Source organism: Nocardia sp. NPDC056000, assembly GCF_042269265.1.
GTDB lineage: Bacteria > Actinomycetota > Actinomycetes > Mycobacteriales > Mycobacteriaceae > Nocardia.
In genome coordinates, this window is record NZ_JBHJXS010000012.1 from 58,826 (window position 1) to 79,911 (window position 21,086).

A 21,086-nucleotide genomic window follows, 5' to 3' on the forward strand; every position below is an offset into this window, starting at 1 on the left:
TCGTCACCCGCCGGAGGACCGGATCGAGCTGATCAGTACGTGGCCCTCCCGGTTGACGGTGGTGAAGACCTGCTGCCAGGACGATTGCGTGCCGTCCGGGCGGAGTTCGTTGACGGTGACATCCCAGTTGTCGGCGGTGAGCCGGGCGATGGCGACGCAGTGCTGGGTTCCGGCCGGGACGGCCGAAATGGCATCGCGGGTGGCCTGTTCCGGTGCGGCCATCGCGTCCGGGGTGAGCATGCTGCGCACCACGGCGGCATCGCGCAGCACGTACCAGGCGTATTCCAGGTGCAGGATGACGCCCGGGCCGGTATCGAGATCGCCTGTGCTGGAACCGCTCACCCGATCGGCGGTACTGCTGGTCTGGCACCACGGAGCCGGGGTGGGCGGATTGGCCGGGGCGGCGGCGGGTTTCGAGGTGGGTGCGGCGGTGGGGGTGCCGCTCGGGGTGAGCGTCACCCACGCGCCCACCGCGACCAGCAGCAGCACGACGGCTCCGGCTCCCGCCGCGATCAGCCGATTGCGCAACTGACGGCGGCGGCGGGTCTGGAGCGCGCGTTCGCGCGCGGCCTCCATGAGCGGGGCCATCGGATCGTCGTCGTACAGCTCACCGTCTTCGGCGAGCGGTACGCGCACATGGGTATTCGAATCGCCGGGCGCGGTGGCGGAGTCATCGAGCCACTGCGCCCAGGCGGGAGCCCCCGACTGCGCGGAGCGCGGAGTCGGGGCCGTCGGCGGTAACGCGGGTATCGGTGGTCGCGGCGCCGTGCGGTCGTCCTGTTCGATCACGGCGTCACCCAGGCTTTCTCGTTCAGGCACCCGGCGCGGGCGCTAGTCCCGCCAGGAAGGATTCGGGAGTCAGCGGCGGCATCTGGGCGACGGCGGAACGCAGGGAATCGACCGTGGTTTCCACGGTTTGGGTCACCTGGTCGACGGTTTGCGCGACCTGGGTGCCGACCTGATTCACCACGGTCTCGACCTGCTGTGCCACGGGGGCCACGGCGTCGTAGACGGGCTGAGCCGCGGGGATCGGGGCCACGGCGGGGACGATCGGCGCGACCGGTGCCACAGGGGCGGAAACCGGTGCTACGAAAGGCTGATCGATCAGGGCTGGGGGATCAGCGGGCTTTGTGTCGGGCGTGCCACCGGTGAGCCCTCCGAGGACTCCACCGCCCACCGCACCAAGCACAGCTCCGACAACCATCCCCGGAAGGCCAGCGCCCAGCGCTCCGACCAAACACCCGACCGAACCACCGATTCCGGCACCGATAGGAGCGCCGACACCTCCGGTGGGAACGCCACCGATTACAGCACCCGCGATGCCACCGATCACGCCACCGACACCGCACCCGCCGACAACGAAGAGGCCGGTGCTGACCATCCCGATGCCGGCACCAACAACGCTTCCGGAGATGCTGCCTGCGGCCATTCGGTCCGACTGATCGCGAGGGAAACCCAAGCCGTCATACACTGCGGCGACTTGCCACTCGGCCATGTCCAGGTACGCCTGAGCTTTGTCACGCGACTTGGTATCGATGTAGTCCGGCAGTTGGACCGTGCTTGTCCCAACCCGCAGCTTGTGCGGATCGGTCGGCATGACTTCCTGATTCGGAGTCTGCGGCTGCACCGCCTCCGGCTCCACCGTATCCGGCTGTGTGGCCTGGGGTTTCGGATTGACCAGCGTATTCACATCCGGCTGCGTCTGCTGTTGTGGCCGTGGCCGGTTGGGCGGCGCGATGGGCGGATCCGGAATCCAGTCCGCGGGACTGGGTGCGGTGGCCGCGGGCGGTGACTGGGGCGTGGTGCTCAGCCCCGGCTGTCCTTCACCCGGTACCGCGAGCCCCGGTTGTCCCGGCGCGGCCGCGGCGACCCCCTGCCCGGCGACCAGCATTATCGGCAAAACCGATAATGCGAGTGAAGTTCGTTTGGAATTCATTACCCATTCCCCTTACCCGAACGGCCGACGGCGGTTGAACCCGCCTGAAACCCCCTGCCGACCAGCACTATTCGCGCCTCCGGCTCAATCCACCGCAGTTGACCCATGACTGAACCCCACCGGTGTGCGATGATCATGTTTCCGGGTCGATCTTACCCGTAACCGTTCCCCTCACAACCTGATACGGATTAGTCGGAACGAATACTTCTGCCCCATCCGATTCCACATCGTAAGATCACTCGCGTTCATCGCAAGAACCGTGCGCCACAATATTTCTCATCGCGCCCGCCGGTTCCCGGAAGGAATTTCCATGCGCGCACGCCCAGCACACTTCGCGCTACCCCTCGCCGCAGCGTGTGTCCTCACCGCCTGCGGCGGCCTCGGCGGCGGCGGTGTGACGACCACCAATATCGCCCCGCCCGATCCGGCCCGCGCCCCCGCCGACGTCCACTGGGAAGCCTTCCAGGGCATCCAACTCCCCATCGGCGCGCACGACGGCCCCACCAAACTCTCCACCACCGCCGCGGGCTATTCGCACACCCCCCAGGGCGCGGCCCTTGCCGCGGTCAACCTGTCGGTCCGCCTATCCCTGGCCCCCGACGCCGCCTGGCCCGAAATCGCCTCCCAATCCCTGATGCCCGGCCCCGCCAAAGACTCCTGGGTCCTCTCCCGAGCCCAGATCTCCATCACCGCCCCCGCCAACCCGGCCGTGGCCCCCCGCATCTCCGGCTACAAGATCCCCGCCTACGACCCCCTCCGCACCGAGGTAACCATCTACACCACCTATCCGGACGCCAGCATCGCCGCCACCCGCCAGACGGTCCAGTGGTCAGCCGAGGACTGGCGCTTGACCCTCCCCGACCCCACCTCCAAAACCCCTACGGTGCAATCGATCCCGTCGATCCCGACGGACGCGGTGAAACTGGAGCCAGCCAAGTAGCACCGCGCCAATCGCCTCGCGCGTCAGCCCCGCCACACCCCACTGCTCAAGAACCGATCCCACTGCTCACCCGGGAACACCAATGCCGCACCGCCCGGATCCTTCGAATCACGCACGCCCACATAGTCGTTGACGAACGCGACCTCGACGCACTCATTCGCATCGGGGGATAGGGAGGATTTGAACCAATGAGCGTTGTGAAATAGTTCGTTGATCACGCCTCGTACTCCTTCGCGATGGACGACACCAAGTCCAGGGTGTCCGTCTCACTCAACGCTACCCGCTCAATGTCGGTGACGGCCTGTCTGATTCGCTGGACAGTGTCGTAATGCTCCAAGTACAGCGCTCCCTCGTAGCCGTCCACATAGACCACCGGTGGTTCCGTCAATCGAACTGCAAGGGGCGGAAATTCGAGAAGGGTGAACGACTGCACGACCAGGCCTATGTAGGCTCCTACGCTGACCGGCACGACGCGAATGGACACATTTTCTTGTCTGCCGACCACTCCTAGGTGCGTCAATTGCTCATGCATGACCCGGGGTCCGCCAGGTTGATGTCGGAGCACTGCCTCCGACAGCAGCGCATTGACACGGAAGTCACTGTTGGCGAGTCGTTCCTGGCGGCGTGCAGCCAGTTCCAGCCTCCGCTCCACATTGACTGCGGACAAATCGGGGCGACTCGTACGCGTCAGCGCACGGCGGTACTCGGGTGTCTGTAGCAGCCCGGGAACCAGAACAAGTTGGTGTGTGGTCATCCGATCAGCGCCTGCTTCGAGTCGCAGGTAGTGATCGAAATGTGGTGCGAACTGGCCCGCATACGCTTGCCACCAACCTCGGTAAGTTCCCTGAATCTTGGCGACCTTGTCCTGTTGCCTGACAGCACCCCACAACTCGAGTGCCTCCGCCCGGATCTCGGGTGCGACCTTGTAGAGGTCGAGTAGCGACTTCAGTTGCGGTGTAGACACTTTCGTCGGCTGACCGTCTTCCATCCGAAGAACGGTTTGCTTGGAAGTATCTATATTCAATCCGGCAGTTAGCAGTGTGACGCCTGCCTGTTCTCGGAGGCCGCGAAGAAACCGACCGAGTGCTCTGCGCGGGATAGTTGTTCCGGCCATTTCGTTAGCCTCGCTATCTGGGGAAACGCGCTGCGGACCAGTCCGTGCTGGAACTCCAGAATATTGCGCGGAATCACTCGCGGGGGCGTTTTCGTGGAGTCATTGTGATGTCAGCGGCGAATTAACCCGAGTCGCAATCAAACCCAACGATGGAGGTCGTAATGTCTTGGGACGCATGGGCTCTCCTGTCGATCCTCGCCCTGTGCGGCACCGTCATCGCCTGGTCCTGCTGGGGCTTCCACCGTGATCGCGACCCACAGGAGCCCCACTCATACCGCCTGGCGCTGTCCGGCGGCGGTCACCTCTACATCCCCCGCCCCATCGATCACCCGATAGCCCGCCACCGAATGGCGCGGAGTGTCTGAAGAAAGGCGCAGCCGCCATGGAACTCGGCCATAAACCCCCGGACTACCCGATCATGAACCTGGAGGTCGCCCAACGCGGTCAACAGGCTCACCAATCCTGCGATATCGAAACATGTGCCGCCAGAGCCTATTTCGATAAGGTCGCACTGCGTCTCGCTCGTCGGTCCGAGGCCCCTGAAGGCTCCGGGTCGCCGAACCGTTGGTTGGACATGTGATCACCCGCGGTCCCACTCAGTGCATCGGTGATTGGAGATTCAAAAGACACGCGAATGTGAATACGGGATGGTCTGAATAGCGTTGTATCACAACCGAATTAGACTCTCCATCTCTGTTTCGGGGGAGTAGAATAGAAGCATGAACTCAGGGGAGGAAGTCGCAATCACGGAGAGTGCAACCGCACTCTCCGCTGCGATCGACACCCTCGTTTCCCAGCCGCTTATTCCGGTGTCGGACAACGACATTGTCGAATTGATGCAGCAGGTCGAGACCGCTACCCGCAAACTCGACGCGCTCAAGCTCGACCTGGTGGTGCAGACCTGCTCCCGGTCGCTGCCCAAGCGCGCCGGAGCAGGCTCGGTGGCGCTGTTCCTGCAAGACACCCTGCGGATTTCGCACGGGGACGCGTTGAACCGCTGGCATTGCGCCGAGCAGGCTGCGATCTGGCCGCGTGTAGGAGACAACGCCGAAGTATCGACCCCTGCGCCGGTGCTGCCCAATACTGCTCTGGCGCAAGAGGAAGGCGCGATCGGACTTGACCATGTGCGCGTGATTCGGCAGGTCATGGACCGGCTGCCCAACCAAGTCACCGCCGAAGACCGCGCCCTGGCCGAAGAACACCTGGCCCGGCACGCACGCGCGTTGAACCCGAACCAGCTCCCCAAGATCGGTGACCGGATCCTGGGGCACCTCGATCCCGATGGCACCCTCACCGACGACGCGGACCGTGCCCGTATGCGCAGCATGCGGTTGAGCCCACAGGGTTTCGATCTTATGTCCACCATGACCGTGGTGTTGACCCCCGAAGCACGCGCCGCGATGGACGCGGTTTTGGCGAAGCTCGCCCGGCCTGGCCTGTGCAACCCGGCTGATCCCGAAAGCCTGTTCGTGGTCGATGAGAACCTCGACCCGGAGGTCGTGAAGGCGGCAGCCGCACGCGATACCCGCACCACGGTGCAGCGTCAGCATGATGCGTTGTTCGCGCTCCTGCACCCGGACTTCAACCCCGCGCATCTGGGCTCTCACCGTGGGCTGCCGGTGACCACGATCGTGACGATGTCCATCGCCGATGTGGAGCGCGCCGCCGGTGTGGCCACCACCGCCACCGGCGGTACTGTGCCGGTCGCGTTCGCGTTGGAAATGGCTGCGCGCAAGAGCAAGACGTTTTCGGTCGTGACTGACGCCAACTCCATGCCTCTCCACATCGGTGAGGCACGGTTGGCGAACCCGGCTCAACGGATGGCGTTGATCGCTACCGAACGGGGTTGCACTCGCCCGGGCTGCACCGCACCCGCGAGCATGGCCGCCGTGCACCACGTGACTGACTACGTCAAGGGCGGCCCGACCGACATCGAGAACCTCACGCTGGCTTGCGATCACTGCCACGCCCTGGTCAACGACACCCCGACCGGGTGGACCACGATCAAGCTCGGCAAGGATTCAGCCTTCGCAGGCCGCACCGCATGGATCGCACCCGCCCACATCGACCCAACTCGCACACCGAAGGTGAACCACCTTCACCACCCAGACGAGTTGATGGCCACCGCCCCGGCGGCACCGCCGTTGCCCGCTCGCCCCTCTCGGGCGTGTGTGCCGACGCGGATGCGTCAGCGACCCTGGGTATTGCCTCGCCCGGCTTGCCCAGCCCGGCAATAGCTTCCAGCACCTGTATCCAACCGTCGGGAACCCTCCCGCCGGTGCTACAGGCATGTCCTCACCCACCCGACGGGGTGACACAGGCGGCGGTCACCTCCCAGACCCAAGAACCAAGCCGCCCAAGTGTTTTGGTTCTTGTTGTTGGTCTTTGTCTGTGGCTCTGTTCTTGATCTTTGTTCTTGTTCTCTTCTTGTCCAGGCGTCTTTGTCTCTTGTTCTTCGGTCTCTTGTCCTCCAGAGCCATGTCTCACGTCGCTGTCCGCCGTAACTGGCGTTAGGTTGGAGCGGTGGGCGAATTGGGGGTATTCGACGAATTGCGGCCGCTGCTGTTCACGATCGCGTACGAGATCCTGGGCAGTGCGGCCGATGCCGAGGATGTGGTGCAGGACAGCTACATTCGCTGGCGCGACGCCGATGCGGTGGAGCATCCGCGCGCGTATCTCACGCAGGTGGTGACGCGGCAGGCGCTGAATCGATTGCGTTCGCTGCGGCGGCGGCGCGAGGAGTACGTGGGCAATTGGCTGCCCGAGCCGATTCGCACCGAGCAGGACGCCAGCCACGACATCCTCCTCGCGGAATCGGTGTCGATGGCCATGCTGCTGGTGCTGGAAACCCTCGGCCCCACCGAGCGCGCGGTCTTCGTACTGTCCGAGGTGTTCGGGCATTCCCTGGTCGAAATCGCGGGCATGATAGGCAAATCCGATGCCACCGTCCGCCAGATCGCGCATCGCGCCCGCGCGCATGTGCGGGCGCGGCGTAAGCGCTTCGAACCCGATTCGGATACCAGCCGCGCGGTGATCGCCCGTTTCGCGCTGGCCGCGCGCACCGGTGAAGTGCAGACGCTGATGGATGTACTCGCCCCGGATGTGGTGTCGATTTCCGACGGCGGCGGCAAGGTCACCGTGGCGGGCCGCCCGATCCTGGGTCCCGAACCGGTCGCCAAGTACCTCATCGCTTTGGCGCGAGGTCCCATGGCGGACATGACTTTCGAGCTCGGCCGGTTCAATGCGCTGCCCGCACTGCTGTGCCGCGCCGCCGATGGATCGCTCGATTCCATCCTCATGATCGAGGTGTCCGGTGACCTGATCACCGGCCTGTACGCCGTGCGCAATCCCGACAAACTGCGCGAGGTCGAGGTGGTTCGCCCACTGCTGCGAAAAATTTCGTGATCACATGTCACGGTCTCGGACCCGGAGGTGTCCCAGAGGTATGGAAACCATCACCGTAGAACGCACCATCCCCGCGCCCATCGATCAGGTATTCGATTGGTGCGCAACCACGACCAACTACGAGCGCACCCGCTGGGTGCTGCGCTGCAAGCTCACCGAACCCGGTCGCGACGCCCCCTACGGCGTCGGCGCGATCCGCGTGCACACCTGGCTGATCGGCTATTTCGTCGAACGCGTCACCCGCTACGACGCCCCGCGCTCCTTCGACTACGTGGTCGACCGCAGCATCCCGCCCTCGCGTCACGAGGGCGGCACCATGACCTTCACCGAGGTCCCCGGCGGCACCCATGTGGTGTGGTCGACCACCACCGAAATGGCCGTCCCCTTCGCCGCGGCCGCCGCCACCCGCCGCATCGCGCGGCCCATCGTGACCCATGTCTTCGGCCGCATCCTGCGCGCCTGCGCCGACGACCTCTCCTCCCGAACCCCTCCGAATCCCGTGGAAGCTCCGCATGACTGACACCACCCCGGCCCTGGCGGTCACCGAACACATCGTGGATGGCGTCCGCTGCGCCGTCCACGACAGCGATCCGGCGGGCGCGGGGGAGGCCGTGGTCTTCGTCCACGGCAACCCCGGCCCCATGGACGACTGGACGGACCTGGTCCCGCCCATCGCGGGCTTCGCTCGCGTAATCGCCATGGACATGCCGGGTTTCGGGCGATCCGAGCGCCCGAAGTCCTTCGACCACAGCGTCACCGGCCACGCCCGCTTCCTCGGCCTGCTCCTGGATCAACTCGGCATCACCCGGGTTCACCTGGTGCTGCACGACTTCGGCGGAGCCTGGGGCCTGCGCTGGGCCCTGGACCATCAGGACGCCCTGGCCAGCCTCACCCTGATCAACACCGGCGCACTCCAGGGCTACCGCTGGCATCGCTACGCCCGAATCTGGCAAACCCCACTCCTGGGCGAGCTCTTCCAACTGGCAAGCAACCCCCGAGCCATGCACATCGCCCTCAACCGCGACAATCCAAAACCCTTGCCGCGCAACTACGTCGACCGCGTCGCCAGCTTCGCCGACTGGCCGCACAAACGCGCCGTTCTCACCCTCTACCGCAACACCCGCGACCCCGCCAGCGCCTTCCCCGAACAAAACCTCGGCCTATCCGCCGATTCCCTTCCGGTATGCGTGATCTGGGGCGCGGGCGACAGCTACATCCCGGTCCGCTTCGCCGACCAACAACGAAAGTTCTTCCCCGCCGCCGAGATTCACATCATCGAAGACGCGGGCCACTGGCCTTTCATCGACGACCCCCAAGCGGTCCTGACACCCCTGGAAGCATTCCTTCGCCGACAAATTCACTGACTTCTCAGCGGGCGAGTACGGCCTCGAGTTTGGGCATCAGATTCCGCCATCCGCGCTCCATGGCATTGCGCGCCATCTTCTGCCGTCGATCCTCGATATCGAATCCGGTCTGCGTCAGTAGCAGCCGCGTTCCCCGCCCCTGCTGTTCAATCGTCCAATCCACCACCCACTTCGGCGGATTCTCACCCTTCGTGTAAACCCAGGTATACGTCAACTGCTCTCCGGGCCGCGCCACCAGCACCTCGGACACGATTTCCGAGGGCGGCTCGGTGGGCATGACGAACATGAAATGCGTCCCCACCTCGGGCGTGAACCCCACGGACCGCAACAGCCACTGCTCCAGCAGGTCCGGATCCGTCAACGCCCGCCACACCTCCTCCGGCGGCTGCGGAAAGAACCTCCCCACCTCCACCGCCGCCGGATTCAATTCAGCATCCTCCGCCATCCCCCCACCATGCCACGCCACCCGTGCTCATGTGAGGTAGCGACCCGCACCCGAAACCTCACGGCGGTCCCGGCCTGTGATCGGTCCCGGCTGGTCGTGCCGAGATTCTGTGAAGCGTCGGTAGCCTCGAATGCGCTCTGCTGCACGAGGGTTCATGATCGCCGCGGTCGCGGTCCATGTGGAGCCGCAACCTGATTGTCCAAAAACCAAGCGGTTGTTAGGGTTTCGGGATGAAGCTCTCCGGTCCGGTATCGGGTCCGATCAATCTGATCTCGACCTTCTTCTCGCTGTCCGATATCGGCTATATCGCCGAAGAGTACTTCCTGTCCGGCACAGCCCGTTCCTACCGCCTGACCGGTCCGGCCGGTGACGACGGGGAGTGGGCGACGGAGCCCGACGGTCTCGCGCCGTTCACGACCAGACTCGTGATCTACCGGCCGGTGGAGGGCTATTCGGGAACCGCTGTCGTGGAGTGGCTCAACGCTTCCTCGGGTGCGGACGCGCCGCCGATCTGGCTGCTGGCGCACCGGCATCTCATTCGGGCTCGGATGGCCTGGGTCGGGGTTACGGCGCAGTACGCGCCCATTCACGGCGGCAGCGTCATGGCCGCCGCAGCCGAGGGGGATGACACCTGGAACACCATCCTGCTGCCGCCGCTGAAACAGACGGATCCCGTGCGGTACGCGGAGCTGTCGCATCCGGGGGACGCCTACTGCTACGACATCTATCGGCAGGCGGGAGAACTGGTCCGAACTCTCGTGCCGGAGACCCGGCAGCTGCTCGCGGCCGGGCAGTCCCAGTCCGCGGCCACGCTCGTCACCTACGTGAATGCCATTGCGCCGCACGGCTCGCCGTACGACGCGTACCTCATCGACGGCCGCCCGGGCCGCCCCGCCACGCTGACCGGCTGGGGCGAACCCGAGACGCTCGACGGTGGTACGCGAGTGCGCGCGGATTCGCACGCGCCGGTGCTGGTACTCCAAACCGAAACCGACGTGGTCGGTCTCATGCGCTCGATCGGCTCCCGCCAACCCGACTCCGATCGATTCCGCCTCTGGGAGCTGGCCGGCGCCGCACACGCGGACTCCTACGTCGTCGGCGCGGCCTTCACCGATTCGGGCTCCCTGACCGCAGCGGAGCTGGCCGAACGAATGGCAGCGCGCCGCAATCCCCTCGGTGTCGATTTCCCCGAACCGATCAATTCCGGACCGCAACATCACTACGTCGTCCAGCAAGCCATTGCGGCGCTGTCCGTTTGGGCCGAGGGCGGACCCTCTCCGGCGCAGGCCGATCGGCTCGAGATATCCGCCGCCGGGCAACTCGTACTGGACGCCCACGGCAACGCGCAGGGCGGCCTTCGCACCCCGTGGCTGGACGTCCCGCTGGCGGTCCTCTCCGGCCTCGGCCAAGAGGGCGGCGGCCCCGCGGTCATCTTCGGCTGCACCCGCCCCCTCCCGGGCCCGCCTCCGCAGGACTACCTCCCGGCATTCCAGGCGGCAACCGACAAGACGGTCACCGCGGGTTTCCTTCTGGCCGAAGACGTTCCGGAGATTCTCGCCCTGGCAGCGGTGAATCAACCGGACACCCAGCGATAGAACGCTTACACGGAGCGCGGTACGAGCAGATTCGGCGTCACACAACCGGAATCCGTTCCATGGCCTGTCCGGGCGATAGACAGTGAAAAGGCCCGGAGAACCCGGGCCCTATCGAAATATGGTGCGCGATACTGGGATTGAACCAGTGACCTCTTCCGTGTCAGGGAAGCGCTCTCCCGCTGAGCTAATCGCGCGAGATCGTACTTTGAGCGGATGACGAGATTCGAACTCGCGACCCTCACCTTGGCAAGGTGATGCGCTACCAGCTGCGCTACATCCGCTTGCTTGCCGGGGCCCTGGAGCCGATCGGCTTGCGGGACAGAACTTTAGGGACAAACCGGGGTGGAAAGCAAATCGGCACCATATCGGGTGTTTCGCGGCGTAGCGGGAAGCATGTCGGGGGTCCGCTCAGCCGCCGTATGAGTACCGCAGATCCGCGAAGAGCAACACGTTGAGTCGCCGTCGCAGATGCCCGGCCTTGCTCGCATCGGGAGCCGCGCCGGGCGTCAGCAGTGTGAATCGCACCAACGTCTCCCGGCTCGGCGTCGCCGACAATTCGAACAGGATCTCGTCATCCGGCCGACTCGGCCACAGCGATGACCACACCACCGTCCGTGGTTCCTCGGCTCGCAGGATCCGCGGCTCGACCTCATCGCCCAGCAGATTCAGCCACGGCCGCGCCCCGGCCCGCCGCGGCTGGGTGAGCGATTCCCACACCGCTGTCGGCGACGCCGGTAGTTTCCTTGCCCGCGAACCGAACTCGATCACGGTCCCAGCGTAGTAGCGGCGGCCCCCGATGACGCAGGTCACCGGGCCGGGAAAAGGTCATCCTTCAGTCGCTTCGATTCCAGACCACAGGCTGATGCGCTCCACCGGGATCCGAAGGGAATCTTGGTGGGGTGACCGAGATCAGCATGCCCCTACGCCCGGGCCCCGCGCCGCTGCGCTGGTGGCAGCAGGGCTGGCGACTGCTGGTCGTGGTGCTCTTCGCCGCGCTGTCCTGGATCATCGCCAAGCAGAGCCTGCCTGACGATGTTTCCCGGATGCTGGTGATGTGGCTGTGTGTGGCCGATCCGATCATCGGTGTCGCAATGCTGGCGCTGCTGGGTTTCCGTCGCCGCTGGCCGGTCGCTGTCGCCGCGATCACCACGGCCGCCTCGGCGGTGTCGACGACCGCCAGCGGTCCCTCCCTACTCGCCCTGTGTTCGGTGGCGACCCGGCGGCGGTCGCGGGAGATCGTCCCCATCGCGGTCGGCGGTGTCATCTCGGGCATGGCCATGACGGTCCTCTACCCGGACCTGAACGTCGACAACGGCCTGCCCGGCGCATTCTGGTACACCGTGGCATTCCTGGCCCTGGCCATCAGCGCCGTGGTCGCGATCGGCGTCGCCGTCGGCTCCCGTCGCGAGGTGATCTGGTCCCTGCAACAGCGCACCGAGATCGCCGAACGAGCCCAGGTCGCCCGCGCCGCCGAGGCCCGCATCCTGGAACGCCACCGCATCGCCCGCGAAATGCATGACGTTCTCGCACACCGGATCTCACTGGTCGCCATGCAGGCGGGCGTACTCACCTACCGCCCCGATCTGGACTCCGAACAGGTCGGCGCGATCGCCAAAACCATCGCCGACAATTCCCGTCAGGCGCTGGAGGAACTCCGCGATGTGCTCGGCGTGCTGCGCGCCGACGAATTGCACACCAGCGATCCGGAACCCCCGCAACCGTCACTGGCCGCCCTGCCCACCCTGGTGGCCGATGCCCGCGATTCCGGCCTCGCCGTGACACTCACCGACCGCACGGTCGGCGAACCGCCCGTGACGAGCGCCCGCACCGCGTACCGCATCGTCCAGGAGGGCCTGACCAATGTCGGCAAACACGCCCCGGGCGCGCGCGTCTGGATCGGCGTGGAGGGCACGGCGGGGGAGGGCCTGGCGGTCACCGTCCGCGACTCCGGCGGAGACGATGCGACCCGACCCGCCCCACTGTCCGGTTACGGCCTGCTCGGCCTCACCGAACGCGCCGAATTGGTGGGCGGCACACTCGCTTTCGGCCCCCGCCCGTTCGGCGGTTTCCAACTCCGCGCCACCCTGCCCTGGCCGGTGGCGGTCGAGGACTGACGGCCGCGCCGACTCGGGCACTGCGGCAGCGTGCCCGGTCGCGCGGTATGCGTCGAACCTCAGAGCGCCTGATTGATCCGCACGTGATTGCCCGCCGGATCCCGGAACGCGCAATCCCGCACCCCGTACGGCTGATCCATCGGCTCCTGCACGACCTCCGCGCCGGTGGCCTGGATCTTGTCGAACACCCCGTTGATATCGGAGGTGGTCAGCACGATGGTCGCGTACGTCCCCTTCGCCATCATCTCGGTGATCACGCGCCGCTCATCCTCGGTGATGCCCGGATCCGCGCCCGGCGGATGCAGCACGATGGACACCCCGGGCTGTCCGGCCGGACCGACGGTGATCCACCGCATCGGCCCGTATTCGACGTCATTGCGCACCTCGAATCCGAGCGCGTCACGGTAGAACGCCAGCGATTCCTCCGGATCGGTGTGCGGGAGGAAAGTGTTGAGAATCGATAGGTCCATGTCCTAGACGCTATCCGCGCGCCCGCGCCGCGCGCTTCTTGATTCCTGACCGACCCACGTATTCGGCGAGATGTTCGCCGGTCAGCGTGGCGCGAGATGCGACCAGATTCTCGGGCGTGCCCTCGAACACGATCTGCCCGCCGTCATGCCCGGCCCCCGGCCCGAGGTCGATGATCCAGTCGGCGTGCGCCATCACGGCCTGATGATGCTCGACCACGATCACCGACTTGCCGGAGTCCACCAGCCGGTCCAGCAATCCGAGCAACTGCTCCACATCGGCCAGATGCAGACCGGCGGTCGGCTCGTCGAGCACGTACACCCCGCCCTTCTCGCCCATATGCGTGGCCAGCTTCAGCCGCTGTCGCTCACCGCCGGACAGCGTGGTCAGCGGCTGCCCGATGGTCAGATACCCCAGCCCGACATCCGCCAGCTGCTGCAGAATCTTGTGCGCCGCAGGCAGTTTCGCCTCACCGTCGGCGAAGAATTCGACAGCCTCGGACACCGGCATGGCCAGCACCTGACTGATATCGCGTCCACCCAGGTGGTAGTCCAGCACGGCGGCCTGGAACCGCTTACCCCCGCACTCCTCGCAGACGGTGGCGACCCCGGCCATCACGGCCAGATCGGTGTAGATGACCCCGTTGCCGTTGCACGCCGGGCACGCACCCTCGGAATTGGCGCTGAACAGCGCGGGTTTGACCCCGTTGGCCTTGGCGAACGCCTTGCGAATCGGCTCCAGCAGCCCGGTGTAGGTCGCCGGATTGCTGCGCCGCGACCCCTTGATCGGAGCCTGATCGATCGACACCACATCCTCCCCGGCGGGGATGGACCCGTGCACCAGGGAACTCTTGCCCGACCCCGCGACACCGGTGACCACCACCAGCACCCCGAGCGGCACATCGACATTCACATTCCGCAGGTTGTGCAGCTTCGCCCCGCGAATCTTCAACGCGCCCTTGGATTTCCGCACCGCGTCCTTGACCGCGGCGCGATCGTCGAAATGCCGTCCGGTAATGGTGTCGCTCTTGCGCAATCCGTCGACGGTGCCCTCGAAACACACCGTGCCGCCGCCCGCGCCCGCACCCGGTCCGAGATCCACGATGTGATCCGCGATCGAGATGGTCTCCGGCTTGTGCTCGACCACGAGCACCGTATTCCCCTTGTCCCGCAGGCGAATCAGCAGCTCGTTCATGCGCTGGATGTCATGCGGGTGCAGCCCGACCGTCGGCTCGTCGAACACATAGGTGACATCGGTCAACGCCGATCCGAGATGCCGAATCATCTTGACGCGCTGCGCTTCTCCGCCCGACAGCGTGCCCGAGGCGCGATCCAGGCTCAAATATCCGAGCCCGATCTCCACGAATGAATCCAGGGTCTGGCCGAGCGATTCCAGCAGCGGCCCCACCGAAGGCTCATCGAGCCCCTTCACCCATTCGGCGAGATCGCTGATCTGCATGGCGCAGGCGTCCGCGATGCTGATCTTCTTGATCTTCGACGACCGCGCCTGCTCGCTGAGCCGGGTGCCGTGGCATTCCGGGCAGACGGTGAACGTCACCGCGCGCTCCACGAACGCCCGGATATGCGACTGCAACGCATCGACATCCTTGGACAGCATCGACTTCTGAATGCGCGGGATCAAACCCTCGTACGTCAGATTGATGCCGTCGACCTTGATCTTGGTCGGCTCCTTGTACAGCAGATCGTTCAATTCGCGCTTGTTGTACTTCTTGATCGGCTTATCCGGATCGAAATACCCACAGCCGGTGAAGATTCGGCCGAACCAGCCGTCCATGCTGTACCCGGGAATGGTCAGCGCGCCCTCGTTCAGCGATTTGTTCTCGTCGTACAGCTGCGTCAGATCGATGTCATTCACCGATCCCCGGCCCTCACACCGCGGGCACATACCGCCGGTAATGCTGAACGTGCGCTTCTCGCGAATCTGCCGCCCGGCCTTCTCCACCGTCACCGCACCCGCGCCGCTGATCGAGGCCACATTGAACGAATACGCCTTCGGCGATCCGATATGCGGTTTCCCCAAGCGGCTGAACAGGATTCGCAGCATGGCATTGGCATCGGTGGCCGTGCCGACAGTCGACCGCGGATCCGATCCCATCCGCTGCTGATCGACCAGGATCGCCGTGGTGAGCCCCTCCAGCACATCCACCTCGGGCCGCGCCTGACTCGGCATGAACCCCTGCACGAAACTGCTGTAGGTCTCATTGATCAATCGCTGCGATTCCGCGGCGATCGTCCCGAACACCAGCGAACTCTTCCCCGACCCGGAAACCCCCGTGAACACCGTCAGCCGCCGCTTGGGAATCGCGATGCTGACATCCTTGAGATTGTTCACCCGCGCGCCGTACACGCGGATCACCTCGTGACTGTCCGCCGCGTGCGCCGCGGGCTGCTTCTTCGTCGGTGTGGTCATGGGATCAGCCTATTTGCTGATCCGATGCCTAGGCTTCTCGATTCCTGATCGGTCTGGTGACCTGCTTGGCCACGCACGCCGGAATCCCGACGGTGGCGTCGGCCTCCTGCTTGCGATAGGTGCTCGGCGGTACGCCGACCAACTCGGTGAACCGCGTGCTGAACGTCCCCAGCGAGGAGCACCCCACCGCGAAACACACCTCGGTGACGCTCATATCCGCACGTCGCAGCAATGTCATGGCCCGCTCGATACGCCGCGTCATGAGATAGCTGTACGGCGATTCGCCGTAGGCGAGCTTGAACTGCCTGCTCAAATGCCCGGCCGACATATGCGCGTCCTGCGCCAGCGCCACCACGTCCAGCGGCTGCGCGTACTCGCGATCGATGCGATCGCGGACCTTGCGCAGGCGCGCCAGGTCACGCAGATGCTGTTCGGCGGAGGGTGTACCGGTCATGGGTATGAGCCTAAGCGCCGACTCACCGAGGCGTGCAGTCCAATTGGAAGGGATAGCAGGTCTGCGCGCTCGTGATGGGCGCGGGGGCGGTGACCGCGACCCCGTTCGAGGGCGCGGCGGGCGCGACCGGTTCGTGCCGGGGCTGCAGGAAGATCAGCGCGGCGAGCAGTATCAGCGGAAAGAAGATCAGCACCACGAGGAAGACGAGCAGCGGAACGATCCCGAACCGGGTGAGCTTTCCCCACAGCGACCGTTTCGCCCGTGGCGGCTGTACATATCGGCCATTCTGCTGTTGCCCGGGGTTGCGAACCGTCATACCGCCAGTCTGGCAGGTGCGTCCGGCGGTCGTCGCGATCTGGCTTGCGGCACTGCGTGATCCGCCTGAAACCCTCATCTGAATTGGAAATGTTTCATATGCTCTGCCCCGGCGGAGCGGGATAGCACCGCGCCCGCCAGAGATCCGGATTAGGGGACAACTTCATGAAACGCACCATTCTCGTCGGCGCGACCGCTCTCGCCTTCCTCGGCGGTGTCGCCGGCACGGCCGCCGCGGAAGGCCTTCCGCTCAACGCCCAGGAGGTGGACATCACCCCCGGCTCGGCTTCGGACCTGGGCAATGTGATCGGCGCCGGCTCCGTGAACACCGGCAGCACCGCCGCCAACCTCGGCAGCGCCTTCAGCGGCGGCTACCTGGACGGGGTACTCAGCAGCCTGTCGGCCCACTGACCTGGATAAACACGAAAGGCCCGGCCGAAGCCGGGCCTTTCGTGAACTCTGGTGCGCGATACTGGGATTGAACCAGTGACCTCTTCCGTGTCAGGGAAGCGCTCTCCCGCTGAGCTAATCGCGCGGGTCTTTATGTCTCTTCATAAAGAAGAGGCGGCGACGGGAATCGAACCCGTGTGCACGGCTTTGCAGGCCGTTGCCTCACCACTCGGCCACACCGCCAAGCAGGCCGTGTTGGCCCCTCGAGCGGATGACGGGATTCGAACCCGCGACCCTCACCTTGGCAAGGTGATGCGCTACCAGCTGCGCTACATCCGCATTTCTGTCTCCCGGGGACCTTGCGGCCGTCCGGCTGACGAGGTAGAACACTAGCCGACCCGCGGCGCAGGTAACAAATCGCCTGGTAAACAGGGGTAAATATGAACTACACCCGTGTAGTCCCGCCGCTCCGGGACCGAAACCGCGCCCGTCCACCCAACCTCGTCGACACGACACCCCCGTATCGCCCCGGCAACACCCAGATGAAACCTCACCCGTCACACCTCCCCGTAGAACCCCGTTTTTACGCCGTTGTGCACGCGATTTGGCGTCCTGCCACCCCTATGTGTAATCTTCATTCTCGTTCGAGCAGCACAGAAACAGCCGCCCGAACACCGCAACATCTCCCGGTTCTATAGCTCAGTGGGAGAGCACTCGCCTCACACGCGAGGGGTCGCTGGTTCGAACCCAGCTAGAACCACAGCAAAGCCGCAGATCATCGATCTGCGGCTTTTTCGTATTCAGGTCAGGTTCTCGGTCGCGTCGCGCCCCGCGGCGACGGCGCGGCGCAGGAACCCGGTGATGAGTTCGAGTTCGGCCGCGCTGTGGTCGGCGCAGATCTCGTCCAGGGACGAGTTCATCCCGGAAAACAGGCTCAGCAGTTCGGCATTGCGTTCCCGCAGCCCTTGGATCAGCGTGGCCCGGCGGTCGGACGGGTCGCGTTCGCGGGCGATCCAGCCACCCTTCTCGAGCCGATCGAGGATTCCGGTGAGGGTCGCCGGATGCAGCCCGGCCTCATGGGCCAGCGCTTTCGGGCTGAGTGGACCCATCCGATTGATCAGGTCGAGGCAGTCGAGGTCGACATCCTTCATCTCGACCTTGCTCCCGACCCGCCGGTTGAGCAGGGACAGCTGATTGCTCAGCTCTCGCAGCGACCCCTTGAGTGCCACGGTCGCTTTCCGATGAGCAGATGATACGGAACTCATATAGTACGACTCCCAAAGTAATATGCTACGGTTCTCGTACTATACGACAACCGAATGGATCACCTCATGTACCTCGTGACCGGAGCGACCGGCATCATCGGACGCCCACTCATCGAAGCCCTGCTTTCCCAAGGTGCCGAGGTCCGCGCCGTAACCCGCGACCCGGCGACGGCCGCTTTCCCCGCAGGAGTGGAAGCTGTTGCGCCAGAGTCGATCCGCTCCGCACTGCGGGGCGTTCACGGGCTCTTCGTCCACCCCCGCGCGGCCAAGGACGACACCGACAAGCTCGTGCGGCTCGCCGCCGAAGCAGGCGTCCGGAAACTGGTCGTCATGTCGGCGATCAATGTGGACGACCCCCTCGACCATCAGCCGTCCCGCCGCAACGGCGACCGCAATGCCGAGGTGGAGCGCGCCGTCATCGACAGCGGTCTGCCATGGATTGCGGTGCGCCCCAGCTCATTCGCGATGAACACCCTCGCAATGTGGCGCGGCCAACTCGCATTCGGCGATACCGTCCGAGGCCCGTACGGCGGCTTCACCGAGGCGGTGATCCACGAGCGCGACGTCGCCGACATGATCGCCCGTGCGCTCCTGGACGATTCGCTGCTCGGCAGAAAGATCGCCATCACCGGCCCCGAGGCGCTCAGCCTCGAAGCGATGGTCCCGATCATCGGCGAAGCGATCGGCAGGCCACTGCGTTTCCAAGAGGTCCCCGCGGAGCTGGCAGCCCAGGGCATGATCCGCAACGGTCTCGACGAAGGTTTCGTCCAAGCGCTGATGGCGCGCTACCGCCGCGAACTGGATCAACCCGCGACGGTCACCACCGAGATCGAAACGATCCTGGGCCGCCCCGCCCGCCCCTTCGCAACCTGGGCCGCCGACCACGCGGGAGCATGGGCATGACGAGATACACGCGCGTCGCCAGCCTCGTATTCACCGGCCTGTTCGCCGGATTCCTCACCGGCGTAATGGTTTTGGAGCTCTCCCTACGCCACTTCAACGGTGCGGTCTACACCCAGGTCAGACAGGTCGAACTCGACTCCCTGGACAAACTAGCCGTCGCCACCCTGCTGCCCGCACTACTCACCACGGCATTCCTCGCCTACCGCACGTTCCAAACGAATACCCGCTGGTTGCCCCTGACCGCCCTAGCGCTACTCCTATTCGTCTTCGGCCTCACGCTCGTGGTCAACCTCCCAATCAACGCCGACCAACTCGATTGGACCATCCAATCCCCACCCGACGACTGGTCGAACATCCGCAACCGCTGGCAGCTAGCCCATTTCGCCCGAACAACAGCCGCCGTCCTAGCTTTCGGCCTCCTATCCCTGGCATCTTCCCTTCCCGTACGTTGGGTTCGTGACCAAGCTGCGAGACCTGCAACACCGAGTGGTGACAACCGGCCAGCGATACATCGGTAACCCGATCCTGGCCCGACTGCCGATCCAAACCCTGCTCGAAACAACAGGCCGCAAGACCGGTCAGCCCCGAACCACCCCCATCGGCGGCCGCCGCCAAGGCAACTCCTTCTGGCTCGTCTCCGAGTTCGGTGAGAAGCCGCAATACATCCGAAACATCCAGTCGGACAACCGGGTTCGACTCCGCATCCGTGGCCGTTGGTACTCCGGCACCGCGCACCTGGTGCCAGAGGACGATGTACGAGCCCGACTCCGCAGGCTGCCGCGCGCCAACAGCACCGTGGTACGCGCGGTCGGCACCGACTTGTTGACAGTTCGCATCGACTTGGCCTGACCCTGCTGCTCGGTGGTGTGTCGCGATCACCTCTCCGCCCCTCTGCGTAATGCCGCATACAGAATCTCCACAAACAGCTCGCCCGATCCACACATCTGGTTTCTAGGCTCGATGATCGATCCCCTATCGCTGGGGCAGAGCGGAAGAGGTGTCATGGGGCATGCTGACGATTTCACCCGTTGGACAATCGAATTCGAGGCAAAGGCGGTAGCACGCTCGACTGCTGGAGATCCGGAATGGTGCGGAGGGGCACGACTTGATCCGGTCATCGCACGCAGCGTGCAACGATTTCAAGTCGGCGAGAGCGGCGACGGCGCCAACCTCATCCGCAAAGCCGAAGCAGCCGGCGATCCGGAATACGCGGCAGCGACCCGACTGTTCGTCGCCGAGGAAATCAACCACGCCCGGCTGCTACGCGAACTGCTGAATTCCGCAGGCTACGAGACGATCTCGGCCCACTGGACCGATGCGATCTTCGTCCGCCTCCGCCGTGCCCTGGGTCTGCGTCTGGAACTGATGGTCCTGTCCATCGCCGAAGTCGTTGCACTCCGCTACTACCGCGCATTGCGCGACGGCACCACCGACCCACTCACCACCACGGTGGCCAGCCTGATTCTCGAGGACGAACGCCGCCACGTACCCTTCCACTGTCAACGGCTGCGCGCCGCTTTCGCTCCGAATCAACGCCCAGTCCGGTCCCTATTCCTGCTGACTTGGTGGTTCGTCCTTATCGGCGCAACCCTCGTCGTAGTCCTCGATCACGGTGCCGCCCTGAGTCGATTGGGTGTCACCCGAACAGCTTTCATCCGAGACGTCATAGCCCTCTTCAGGGGCGTGGCAGCCGCCACCGTCAGTGCTGCGGTCGAACCCGCAGCCGCGGTCCTCGACTCCGACGTCGGGTAACGCCGCCGACCCTGCCAGCGGTGGCGCAGGAGGAAGCCGCGCTGGTTCAATCCCAGCTGGGACCACAACGAAAGAGCAGGTCAGAGCCCTAAAAGGTTCTGGTCTGCTCTTTTCGTGCCAGATAGCCGCCCTGAAAGCGGGGTCGCTCCGTGGGCTGCTGGTGCCGCTTAGGGGAGCAAATCTCAGCGGATTGGTC

Annotated in this window: 24 protein-coding genes and 6 tRNA genes; 14 read left to right on the forward strand and 16 right to left on the reverse strand. The window is 65.0% G+C overall.

All coding sequences use genetic code 11. From position 1 onward, the window contains the following. Nucleotides 1–3 precede the first annotated feature (3 nt). Both ACFC4D_RS31980 and ACFC4D_RS31985 read right to left on the reverse strand, forming a co-directional pair. On the reverse strand, nt 4–789 hold the full coding sequence (locus ACFC4D_RS31980; protein WP_376068754.1) for a hypothetical protein: 786 nt from the start codon (nt 787–789) through the stop codon (nt 4–6). A gap of 22 nt (nt 790–811) precedes the next feature. Beyond that, nucleotides 812–1,936 carry a hypothetical protein gene (locus ACFC4D_RS31985; protein WP_376068755.1) on the reverse strand — a complete coding sequence of 375 codons (1,125 nt, stop codon included), beginning with the start codon at nt 1,934–1,936 and terminating at the stop codon, nt 812–814. 310 nt (nt 1,937–2,246) lie between these two features. Here ACFC4D_RS31985 and ACFC4D_RS31990 point away from each other — a divergent pair, with 310 nt between their 5' ends. After that, a complete protein-coding gene (locus ACFC4D_RS31990; protein ID WP_376068757.1) occupies nt 2,247–2,876 on the forward strand; it encodes a hypothetical protein in 630 nt (209 codons plus the stop codon). A 23-nt stretch (nt 2,877–2,899) separates the two neighbouring features. On the opposite strand, the gene ACFC4D_RS31995 is transcribed toward ACFC4D_RS31990, so the two are convergent. Together ACFC4D_RS31995 and ACFC4D_RS32000 are read right to left on the reverse strand one after the other, a co-directional pair. After that, a complete protein-coding gene (locus tag ACFC4D_RS31995; protein ID WP_376068759.1) occupies nt 2,900–3,094 on the reverse strand; it encodes a DUF397 domain-containing protein in 195 nt (64 codons plus the stop codon). Beyond that, nucleotides 3,091–3,990 (reverse strand): helix-turn-helix domain-containing protein, encoded by a 900-nt coding sequence (locus tag ACFC4D_RS32000; RefSeq protein WP_376068760.1) that lies wholly within the window; start codon nt 3,988–3,990, stop codon nt 3,091–3,093. Before ACFC4D_RS32000 ends, ACFC4D_RS31995 begins: the two co-directional genes overlap by 4 nt. Before the next feature lie 161 nt (nt 3,991–4,151). Here ACFC4D_RS32000 and ACFC4D_RS32005 point away from each other — a divergent pair, with 161 nt between their 5' ends. From ACFC4D_RS32005 to ACFC4D_RS32025, 5 genes are all read left to right on the forward strand, one after another. Next, on the forward strand, nt 4,152–4,355 hold the full coding sequence (locus ACFC4D_RS32005) for a hypothetical protein (protein WP_375953947.1): 204 nt from the start codon (nt 4,152–4,154) through the stop codon (nt 4,353–4,355). Nucleotides 4,356–4,826: 471 nt separating this feature from the next. Beyond that, complete coding sequence (locus ACFC4D_RS32010; protein ID WP_376069116.1) at nt 4,827–6,227, forward strand: DUF222 domain-containing protein; 1,401 nt, start codon at nt 4,827–4,829, stop codon at nt 6,225–6,227. Nucleotides 6,228–6,513: 286 nt separating this feature from the next. Next, complete coding sequence (locus ACFC4D_RS32015; RefSeq protein ID WP_376068762.1) at nt 6,514–7,395, forward strand: RNA polymerase sigma-70 factor; 882 nt, start codon at nt 6,514–6,516, stop codon at nt 7,393–7,395. Nucleotides 7,396–7,435: 40 nt separating this feature from the next. Further along, nucleotides 7,436–7,915 (forward strand): SRPBCC family protein, encoded by a 480-nt coding sequence (locus ACFC4D_RS32020; RefSeq protein ID WP_375953941.1) that lies wholly within the window; start codon nt 7,436–7,438, stop codon nt 7,913–7,915. After that, nucleotides 7,908–8,759 carry an alpha/beta fold hydrolase gene (locus tag ACFC4D_RS32025; RefSeq protein WP_376068763.1) on the forward strand — a complete coding sequence of 284 codons (852 nt, stop codon included), beginning with the start codon at nt 7,908–7,910 and terminating at the stop codon, nt 8,757–8,759. The genes ACFC4D_RS32020 and ACFC4D_RS32025 overlap by 8 nt, the downstream gene beginning before the upstream one ends. Before the next feature lie 4 nt (nt 8,760–8,763). Here the strand turns inward: ACFC4D_RS32025 and ACFC4D_RS32030 are convergent, their stop codons facing one another. Then, the gene (locus tag ACFC4D_RS32030) at nt 8,764–9,204 is read right to left on the reverse strand and encodes an SRPBCC domain-containing protein (protein WP_364631834.1); all 441 of its coding nucleotides are present in this window, start codon (nt 9,202–9,204) and stop codon (nt 8,764–8,766) included. A 230-nt stretch (nt 9,205–9,434) separates the two neighbouring features. Between ACFC4D_RS32030 and ACFC4D_RS32035 the strand changes: the two genes are divergently transcribed. After that, complete coding sequence (locus tag ACFC4D_RS32035) at nt 9,435–10,799, forward strand: alpha/beta hydrolase domain-containing protein (protein ID WP_376068765.1); 1,365 nt, start codon at nt 9,435–9,437, stop codon at nt 10,797–10,799. Nucleotides 10,800–10,918: 119 nt separating this feature from the next. Here ACFC4D_RS32035 and ACFC4D_RS32040 read toward each other — a convergent pair. From ACFC4D_RS32040 to ACFC4D_RS32050, 3 genes are all read right to left on the reverse strand, one after another. Further along, nucleotides 10,919–10,993: transfer RNA gene (locus ACFC4D_RS32040), tRNA-Val, on the reverse strand. A 14-nt stretch (nt 10,994–11,007) separates the two neighbouring features. Continuing rightward, nucleotides 11,008–11,080, reverse strand: a tRNA-Gly gene (locus ACFC4D_RS32045). 127 nt (nt 11,081–11,207) lie between these two features. After that, on the reverse strand, nt 11,208–11,567 hold the full coding sequence (locus tag ACFC4D_RS32050; protein WP_376068767.1) for a hypothetical protein: 360 nt from the start codon (nt 11,565–11,567) through the stop codon (nt 11,208–11,210). A 131-nt stretch (nt 11,568–11,698) separates the two neighbouring features. Here ACFC4D_RS32050 and ACFC4D_RS32055 point away from each other — a divergent pair, with 131 nt between their 5' ends. Then, on the forward strand, nt 11,699–12,913 hold the full coding sequence (locus tag ACFC4D_RS32055) for a sensor histidine kinase (RefSeq protein ID WP_376068769.1): 1,215 nt from the start codon (nt 11,699–11,701) through the stop codon (nt 12,911–12,913). A 59-nt stretch (nt 12,914–12,972) separates the two neighbouring features. Here ACFC4D_RS32055 and ACFC4D_RS32060 read toward each other — a convergent pair whose 3' ends face one another. Genes ACFC4D_RS32060 through ACFC4D_RS32075 form a run of 4 tightly spaced genes read right to left on the reverse strand, consistent with a single transcriptional unit; the run spans nt 12,973 to nt 16,581 of the window. Further along, nucleotides 12,973–13,383 carry a VOC family protein gene (locus tag ACFC4D_RS32060; protein WP_364631845.1) on the reverse strand — a complete coding sequence of 137 codons (411 nt, stop codon included), beginning with the start codon at nt 13,381–13,383 and terminating at the stop codon, nt 12,973–12,975. Between the two features lie 10 nt (nt 13,384–13,393). Further along, the gene (locus ACFC4D_RS32065; RefSeq protein WP_376068770.1) at nt 13,394–15,811 is read right to left on the reverse strand and encodes an ATP-binding cassette domain-containing protein; all 2,418 of its coding nucleotides are present in this window, start codon (nt 15,809–15,811) and stop codon (nt 13,394–13,396) included. A 28-nt stretch (nt 15,812–15,839) separates the two neighbouring features. Then, nucleotides 15,840–16,265, reverse strand: coding sequence for an AraC family transcriptional regulator (locus tag ACFC4D_RS32070; RefSeq protein ID WP_364631850.1), 426 nt, complete (start codon nt 16,263–16,265; stop codon nt 15,840–15,842). Between the two features lie 22 nt (nt 16,266–16,287). After that, on the reverse strand, nt 16,288–16,581 hold the full coding sequence (locus tag ACFC4D_RS32075) for a hypothetical protein (RefSeq protein ID WP_375953925.1): 294 nt from the start codon (nt 16,579–16,581) through the stop codon (nt 16,288–16,290). Between the two features lie 164 nt (nt 16,582–16,745). On the opposite strand from ACFC4D_RS32075, the gene ACFC4D_RS32080 reads away from it, so the two are divergent. Beyond that, nucleotides 16,746–16,991: a hypothetical protein gene (locus ACFC4D_RS32080; protein WP_364631856.1), complete on the forward strand. Its 246-nt coding sequence runs from the start codon at nt 16,746–16,748 to the stop codon at nt 16,989–16,991. Nucleotides 16,992–17,040: 49 nt separating this feature from the next. Here ACFC4D_RS32080 and ACFC4D_RS32085 read toward each other — a convergent pair. From ACFC4D_RS32085 to ACFC4D_RS32095, 3 genes are all read right to left on the reverse strand, one after another. Beyond that, nucleotides 17,041–17,115: transfer RNA gene (locus ACFC4D_RS32085), tRNA-Val, on the reverse strand. Between the two features lie 27 nt (nt 17,116–17,142). Then, nucleotides 17,143–17,213 (reverse strand) — tRNA-Cys (locus ACFC4D_RS32090). 23 nt (nt 17,214–17,236) lie between these two features. Continuing rightward, nucleotides 17,237–17,309 (reverse strand) — tRNA-Gly (locus ACFC4D_RS32095). A 349-nt stretch (nt 17,310–17,658) separates the two neighbouring features. Between ACFC4D_RS32095 and ACFC4D_RS32100 the strand changes: the two genes are divergently transcribed. Then, a tRNA-Val gene (locus tag ACFC4D_RS32100) sits at nt 17,659–17,730 on the forward strand. 40 nt (nt 17,731–17,770) lie between these two features. Here the strand turns inward: ACFC4D_RS32100 and ACFC4D_RS32105 are convergent. Continuing rightward, entirely contained in the window at nt 17,771–18,199 is a 429-nt protein-coding gene (locus ACFC4D_RS32105; RefSeq protein ID WP_376068772.1) for a MarR family transcriptional regulator, read from the reverse strand. A 102-nt stretch (nt 18,200–18,301) separates the two neighbouring features. Here ACFC4D_RS32105 and ACFC4D_RS32110 point away from each other — a divergent pair, with 102 nt between their 5' ends. The 4 genes from ACFC4D_RS32110 (at nt 18,302) to ACFC4D_RS32125 (ending at nt 20,890) form a co-directional block, all read left to right on the forward strand. Continuing rightward, nucleotides 18,302–19,138 (forward strand): SDR family oxidoreductase, encoded by an 837-nt coding sequence (locus ACFC4D_RS32110; protein ID WP_376068774.1) that lies wholly within the window; start codon nt 18,302–18,304, stop codon nt 19,136–19,138. A gap of 65 nt (nt 19,139–19,203) precedes the next feature. Continuing rightward, nucleotides 19,204–19,656 carry an anthrone oxygenase family protein gene (locus ACFC4D_RS32115; RefSeq protein WP_376069119.1) on the forward strand — a complete coding sequence of 151 codons (453 nt, stop codon included), beginning with the start codon at nt 19,204–19,206 and terminating at the stop codon, nt 19,654–19,656. Further along, a complete protein-coding gene (locus ACFC4D_RS32120) occupies nt 19,595–19,987 on the forward strand; it encodes a nitroreductase/quinone reductase family protein (RefSeq protein ID WP_376068775.1) in 393 nt (130 codons plus the stop codon). Before ACFC4D_RS32115 ends, ACFC4D_RS32120 begins: the two co-directional genes overlap by 62 nt. A gap of 153 nt (nt 19,988–20,140) precedes the next feature. Then, the gene (locus tag ACFC4D_RS32125) at nt 20,141–20,890 is read left to right on the forward strand and encodes a ferritin-like domain-containing protein (protein WP_376068777.1); all 750 of its coding nucleotides are present in this window, start codon (nt 20,141–20,143) and stop codon (nt 20,888–20,890) included. Nucleotides 20,891–21,086 lie beyond the last annotated feature (196 nt).